This window comes from Pseudoalteromonas sp. ESRF-bin5 (genome assembly GCF_002632075.1).
Lineage (GTDB): Bacteria > Pseudomonadota > Gammaproteobacteria > Enterobacterales > Alteromonadaceae > Pseudoalteromonas > Pseudoalteromonas marina.
In genome coordinates this window covers 1-5661 of sequence record NZ_NTLW01000109.1, presented here as the reverse complement: position 1 = coordinate 5661, position 5661 = coordinate 1, and the positions used below count along the sequence as shown (strand labels likewise).

The window sequence follows — 5661 nt, the reverse complement described above, 5'->3', positions numbered from 1 at the left end:
CTCCAATTTCTTTGGTGAGAAATTGGAGCGGCACACGAGGCTCGAACTCGTGACCTCGACCTTGGCAAGGTCGCGCTCTACCAACTGAGCTAGTGCCGCATTATGGTTAGTCAGTAATTTTCCGTTGGTGCGCGACACGTCGCGTTCAACATTCCGGCAACTGGCTAGTGCCGCATAATCGCTTGCTCAAGCGCACTAACCCCGCGGGGGTTATCGTCTTGAGCGGGGCAGGATTCTACAATAATACGATGTGTTTGCAAGTGTTTTTTACAAATTAAAGAATTTTTCTCTGTATACCTTCAATTCCATAATCGAATCTTTAATGTCGTCTAAGGCAAGGTGAGAGCCTTTTTTATTCACTTGAGCGAGCACTTCTGGTTTCCAACGTCTAGCAAGTTCTTTAATCGTACTTACATCAAGGTTGCGGTAATGGAAAAAATCTTCGAGTTCACGCATATATTTATTCATAAAGCGTCTGTCTTGCCCAATTGAGTTACCGCACATTGGGGATGCACCGGCTGGCACCCATTGCTTTAAAAACTCTAATGTTTGCGCTACCGCATACTCTTCATCAAACGTACTTGCTTTACAACGCGCAGTTAAGCCTGATTTACCGTGCTGAGTAGTACACCACTCGTCCATACCATTAAGTAACTCATCGCTTTGATGAATAGCAATAGTTGGCCCCTCGGCTAATATATTAAGGTCTGCATCAGTGACAACAGTTGCAATTTCAAGTATTTTATCGGTCGCAGGTTCAAGTCCGGTCATTTCCAGATCGAGCCAAATTAAGTTTGATTTATTAATAGTCATAATTACCTTAAACGGTGCTTTTCTTTAGATCCAACGCATTTCGATATATCATATTAGCATCAACCGTCGAGCTAAAGCTTTTTTTATACCAACTCGGTTAAGTATTATTGCGAATTGGTATTATGCTCAAAGCCGACATTTAAACAAGGTTATAGGCCAAACGTGGCAAAACAGAAAAAATTAAGTAAAGGCCAATCGCGTCAGATCAAGGCCAATCATCAAAAGCGTATTAACAGCGCAGGTTCAAAACCAGCTAAAAAAGGTGCCCAAGAGTGGCAGGCAGATAATTTAGGTCAGGTTGAAAGCGCCATTGTGATCAGTCGATTTGGCCAGCACGCTGATGTTGAAACGCAAAATGGAGACGTGCTTCGCTGTAATATACGCCGAACGGTATCTAATTTAGTATGTGGCGACGAAGTGTTATTTCGTCGCGCTAAAGTAAGCGAGGGCGATTTAGCTGGAGTTATTGAAGCAACACAAGAGCGTCGCTCGCAACTTACTCGCCCCGATTTCTACGATGGGGTAAAAGTAATTGCTGCAAATATTGACCAAATACTTATGGTTTCTGCTGTATTACCTGAGTTTACTCCTAGCATTATTGATCGCTATTTAATTGCCTGTGAGGACATGGGTATTGAGCCTATTTTAATCCTCAACAAAATCGACTTAATCGACGAAGCCGGCCTTAAAGATATTCAAAACGTGCTCGATATTTATCGCACATTAAATTATCGCGTACTGCTTGTCAGCAATATAACCGGTGAAGGAATTGATGAACTTAAAAACATGCTTGTTGGTAAAAATAATATTTTTGTAGGTCAAAGTGGCGTGGGTAAATCAACCCTAGTAAATACTGTACTGCCAAATGCCGAAATATTAACGAAAGAGGTATCCGAAAACAGTGGCTTAGGCCAACACACCACAACGGTATCACGCCTTCATCACTTACCCACTGGCGGTAACTTAATTGACTCGCCGGGTATTCGTGAATTTGGGTTGTGGCATTTAGACGTTGAGCGTGTAACTTGGTGCTTTAAAGAATTTAGAGAATTTATAGGTGGATGCCGCTTTAGAGACTGCAAACACTTAAATGACCCGGGCTGTATAATTAAAGAAGCCGTAGCTAATGGCGATATTTCGCAACTACGCTTTGACAGCTACCACCGAATTTTAGAATCAATGGCCGATGGCCGTGCCGGCGCTCGTGCGCCGCGTGTATAATTAAGGAAAAATACCGTGAGCTTAGACAAATTTAAAATCGCAATGCAGTACGCAATGCCAAAACACTTTATTTCGCGCGTTGTGGGTAAATTAGCAGCTGCAAAGGCCGGTGCGTTAACAACAACGCTTATTAAACTGTTTATCAAGCAATATAAAATAGATATGAGTGAGGCTAAATATTCAGACCCGTCTCATTACAAAACATTTAACGAGTTTTTTACTCGCCCACTCAAAGACGGCGTTCGCCCAGTGGTTGAAGACGCTGATACAATAATTCATCCAGTAGATGGTGCAATTAGCCAGCTAGGCGACATAGTTGATGGGCAGCTTATTCAAGCCAAAGGCCACGACTATAGCTTGCAGGCACTTCTAGGTGGGTCTGAGGACGATACAACTGCGTTTTTAGGTGGTAAATTTGCAACTATTTATTTAGCACCTAAAGATTACCACCGTATTCATATGCCTATTGATGGCACATTAAGCAAAATGATTTACGTACCGGGCGATTTATTTTCGGTAAATCCGCTTACAGCGCAGAATGTTCCCAACTTATTTGCGCGTAACGAGCGTGTAGTGGCTATTTTTGAAACGGAAGTAGGTCCACTCGCTATGGTATTGGTAGGCGCAACCATTGTCGCAAGCATAGAAACTGTTTGGGCCGGTACTGTTACTCCACCAGCAGGTAGTGATGTATTTAGTTGGAATTACCCGACCAGCGGTGAAAACGCAATCACACTTAAGAAAGGCGAGGAAATGGGTCGCTTTAAATTAGGCTCAACGGTAGTGCTTGCATGGGGTGCTAATAAAGCAAACATACTAGACGATCAACTACCAGAAGTGGTTACTCGCTTAGGTACTGCGTTTGCAAAAATTAAAGAAAGTGAAGAGCTATAAGTTTTTAGTTTTTAGTTTTTAGTTAAAGATTAAAAGGCACCTCGTTTATAACAAATGCGGTGCTTTTTTATTGGTAGACAATGAGCTTGCTCACGTTAAAGCGCAGCTTCTCATGGCTTAGCCCCGCGAATTACCTCTTATTTTATCCACCACACTCTTTACAGTTTAAATCTTTAACTACTTTAAAATGTTGCTGCTTTAAACTCAGCGCATCAAAGGTAATAAATGCATTCCCCTCAACATGTCCGAGTAAAAAATTAAGCGTAAGTTGTGCCTGCATAGAACCAACAATCCCCAATAAAGGGCTTATTACCCCCGCATTACTGCAATTAATAGAGGGTGCTTCACTCGTTTGTGGAAAAATACAGCCGTAGCAAGGGCTTTGAGTCTGTGTAAAGTCAAAGCCCATTAACTGTCCGCTTGTCGCGATAGCAGCGCCAGCTATTAAACGCGTTTTATTTGCTAAGCAATACCGGTTAACCGCATAGCGCGTGGTAAAATTATCTGAGCAATCAAGTACTACATCGGCATTGCTTAAAAGCTCAGCGCAATTCTCCTCATCAAGCTTTTTACTGTGCGTCACTATGTGTATTTGATTATTGAGGCTCGTTAACACTTTACCAGCGGCCGCTACCTTGCTTTGCCCTAAATGATTAACTTTATAAAGCACTTGGCGCTGTAGGTTTGAAAGCTCAACGGCATCATCGTCTATTAAAATAAGCGTTCCAATACCTGCCGCCGCTAAATACAAAAGTGCTGGACTGCCTAAACCGCCTGCACCGACTACAGCAACAGTGGCAGACTTTAGTGCTAACTGCCCTTCTAGCCCCACTTCTTTTAATAATAAGTGGCGGCTATACCGCAGGGTTTCTTTATCGCTGAGCTTATCCATTTGGCTGGTTTATAGCACTTTGTAGCGAGCTAATAGCTGCAATATAGTCATCCGCTTCACTAATGGCCCTTACTACCGCAACACTACCGACGCCTGTTTTAGCAACTTCATTTGCGCGGGTTAAATCAATTCCGCCAATGGCAACCGTTGGGTAGCTTTGCATTAATGGCACACACTTTTTAAGTTTATCGAGCCCTTGTATTTGCCCTGTCATATCTTTGGTCGTGGTTGGATAAATAGCGCCAAATGCCATATAACTTGGTCGGTAATTATGCGCACGCAGCATTTCATAAAAACCATGAGTCGAAAGCCCAAGCCTTAAACCCGCCTCTTTAATGGCGGCTAAATTAGCAATGTCTAAGTCTTCTTGGCCTAAATGCACGCCATAAGCACCGTGCTTTATTGCTAACTGCCAGTAATCATTTATAAATACATGCGCGCGGTACTTTTTACCCAGTTCAACAGCCTGTTTTATGAGTTCATCAAGCTCAGTCTCAGTTTTATTTTTAACACGTAATTGCGCTGTTTTGATCCCTTGCTGTAAGCACTTTTCTAGCCAGTCATTACTATCAACAACCGCGTACAAGCCTAATTGTTTACTTTCACAAGGTGCAAAATCAGCGGCCATATTAAACTCAAGCGGCACATCAAAATCAAGTTCATCACCAAGCCAGCTACCTGGCTCTATAACTTGAGGATAGTCATCTAAATGTGTAGGAAATGATGTTTGCGCTACAGGCCCTATTCCTTCACCGTATCTAACCGACTGCTTTAAACCTTGGTTTATATAAGCTTTGGCTAAAATAAAGGCATCTTTTAGTGGGTAATCTTTTGCTAAACACGCTGCGATAACCGACGCCATACTGCACCCCGTACCATGGTTGTGTGGGGTTTGAATTTTTTTATTACCTAGCCAATATTCTTCATTATTTTGTATGCAGTAATCAATACAGTAACCACTAGGGAAATCCCAATGCCCACCTTTAATAACCACTGACTTTGCTCCCCAACTTAGCAGTTTATTTGCAGCGTCTTTAACGGCGCTTGGGCCAATTAAATATACGCCGGTTAATAATTGAGTCTCGTGCGTGTTAGGTGTTATTACATCCACCAGCGGCAATAAGCACTCTTTAATAGCGCTTACGGTATCTTCTTCGGTTAATACATCACCGCTTGAGGCAATAGCAACGGGGTCGTAAACAATCACTGGTGGAACTGGCCATTTAGCTTTGTAGTGGCTTATGTGTTCACTGATTAATTGAATTTGCTGCACATTTGCTAACATGCCAATTTTAATTACTTTGGCCTTCATGTCTTTTTCAAGTGCCAAAAGCTGTGATTCAATAATATCGGTAGACACCGCATTAATAGCTTCTACACCTAAACTATTTTGCGCCGTAAGCGCGGTAATTGCGGTACAGCCATGTACACCAAAACTTTGCATCGCCTTTATATCGGCTTGAATACCTGCGCCACCGCCAGAATCAGATCCGGCAATTGTCCACACTACGTTATTCATATATTTTATTTCCTTACTGCTGATGCCAAAACGGCATGCCCATTGTAGGAGTTGAGGGTGCTGCGAGGTCTTTTTCGGGCATTGCTTTAGCGTTATAAGCAAAGCGCCCTGCCTCAACCGCCGCCTTAAATGCAAGGCTCATAGTTTTTGGGCAACCCGCCCCAGCAATGGCTGAATTTAATAATACAGCATCATACCCTAATTCAAGCGCTTGGCAGGCATGCGACGGTAGACCTAACCCTGCATCCACGATAAGTGTTGTATTTGGTAAGCGCTCACGAATCGTTTTTAAATTGTAACTATTTAACAAGCCTTTTCCTGT

6 protein-coding genes and 1 tRNA gene are annotated in these 5661 nt (G+C 42.7%); 2 read left to right on the top strand and 5 right to left on the bottom strand.

Translation table 11 applies throughout. The features are described from left to right. Window positions 1–23: 23 nt before the first annotated feature. Window positions 24–99: transfer RNA gene (locus BCG07_RS05510), tRNA-Gly, on the bottom strand. A gap of 168 nt (window positions 100–267) precedes the next feature. Then, on the bottom strand, window positions 268–813 hold the full coding sequence (orn, locus tag BCG07_RS05505) for an oligoribonuclease (RefSeq protein WP_008130263.1): 546 nt from the start codon (window positions 811–813) through the stop codon (window positions 268–270). Window positions 814–975: 162 nt separating this feature from the next. Here orn and rsgA point away from each other — a divergent pair, with 162 nt between their 5' ends. Together rsgA and asd are read left to right on the top strand one after the other, a co-directional pair. Further along, complete coding sequence (gene rsgA, locus BCG07_RS05500) at window positions 976–2034, top strand: small ribosomal subunit biogenesis GTPase RsgA (RefSeq protein WP_286889159.1); 1059 nt, start codon at window positions 976–978, stop codon at window positions 2032–2034. A gap of 15 nt (window positions 2035–2049) precedes the next feature. After that, complete coding sequence (gene asd, locus BCG07_RS05495) at window positions 2050–2928, top strand: archaetidylserine decarboxylase (RefSeq protein ID WP_286889157.1); 879 nt, start codon at window positions 2050–2052, stop codon at window positions 2926–2928. 142 nt (window positions 2929–3070) lie between these two features. On the opposite strand, the gene BCG07_RS05490 is transcribed toward asd, so the two are convergent. From BCG07_RS05490 to BCG07_RS05480, 3 genes are all read right to left on the bottom strand, one after another. Further along, window positions 3071–3820 carry a HesA/MoeB/ThiF family protein gene (locus BCG07_RS05490; protein WP_286889155.1) on the bottom strand — a complete coding sequence of 250 codons (750 nt, stop codon included), beginning with the start codon at window positions 3818–3820 and terminating at the stop codon, window positions 3071–3073. Continuing rightward, a complete protein-coding gene (gene thiE / locus BCG07_RS05485) occupies window positions 3813–5339 on the bottom strand; it encodes a thiamine phosphate synthase (protein WP_286889153.1) in 1527 nt (508 codons plus the stop codon). The genes BCG07_RS05490 and thiE overlap by 8 nt, the downstream gene beginning before the upstream one ends. Before the next feature lie 13 nt (window positions 5340–5352). After that, window positions 5353–5661 (bottom strand): beta/alpha barrel domain-containing protein (locus BCG07_RS05480; RefSeq protein WP_502694044.1); only part of this gene is annotated, 309 nt, incomplete at its 5' end.